Here is a 1,201-nt window from a genome sequence, read left to right on the forward strand (position 1 = left end):
ATATCATTTGTCAACAACTTTTTTTAAGTTTTTCGACTTAAGTTTTTGTTGTTTTTTCTCTGTGCCTCTCAGCGACAAGTAATATAATATCATATGAAAATTCATCAAAATAATATTAAATCTACATAAATTTCTATTATGTTATTCTTTCTTTTAGTTTCTCTATTTTATTATGTTTTTCTCATATTGATACACTAGGATAAGTATTTACTATTTTTATGTTTTTAATACATATAATATCCAAGCTTATACTTACTTTTGTTTGTATATTATATATTAAATTGCTATAATTTCAGTATTTACTCTATTAGAATTTGATTTCTATTCTATAATATTTTCTTAAATAGTCCTTAATCTCATTATTTAATTCTTGTTTTTTTAATTTATTTCTTAATTTAACGTGATAATTATATTCACTTTCTAACTTTATTTATTAATCTTCTAACTTTTTCATAGTAATACTGACCTTATTTCCTTAACTTCTCTATATAAATAATTCATATATATTTTGCATTAAAATACGCTTCATTCATATTTTATAGTATAAAAAAATTTAATATGTAGTGAAGTACCATAATGTAGATTTAATATTACAAAGTATATATCATGGAATTATTTATATACATATTAATTATTGTAGTTACTTTCTCTTCAACATTTAATTATTAGAAACTATAGTTATCTTTTTCCCCTTACTTGATATTAAAAAAGATCTTTGAATTGTGCTAGATTAAAATAAGACTTATTCAAAACATATGATTTAGCAAATATACTAACTTTTAATTACAGCAATTCTACTCTACTATTAAACCTTATACTAAAGCTACTTCTCTCCCTTTAATATATTTAACCCCTATTATGGACGGAAAGAGCATACTTAATCTCACATCTGACCTTAAGTATGCCCTTAAATATGTATATATTTAATTTTTCTTACCTCTCATGAATATTTATAATCATCTACATAGAAGCTTGTTAATCAAAGACTTTCTGTCCCAATTATGAATAGAAGACAAATATTTTATAAATTAAATAGTACTTATCTTATTCCTTAAAAATTTGCTTATGCTTATCTTAAATTTACACGTAAAAAAACCACTCAAATCATTGAGTGGTTTTGGTGGAGGTAAAGGGAGTCGAACCCTTGACCCCTTGCGTGCAAGGCAAGTGCTCTCCCAACTGAGCTATACCCCCATATATG

Annotated in this window: 1 tRNA gene; it reads right to left on the minus strand. The window is 24.1% G+C overall.

Annotated elements, in window-relative coordinates:
• Positions 1 to 1,118 precede the first annotated feature (1,118 nt).
• A tRNA-Ala gene (locus BUA48_RS15230) sits at positions 1,119 to 1,194 on the minus strand.
• Between the last annotated feature and the right edge of the window lie 7 nt (positions 1,195 to 1,201).

The sequence above is a fragment of the Clostridium collagenovorans DSM 3089 genome, assembly GCF_900130005.1.
Lineage (GTDB): Bacteria > Bacillota > Clostridia > Clostridiales > Clostridiaceae > Clostridium_D > Clostridium_D collagenovorans.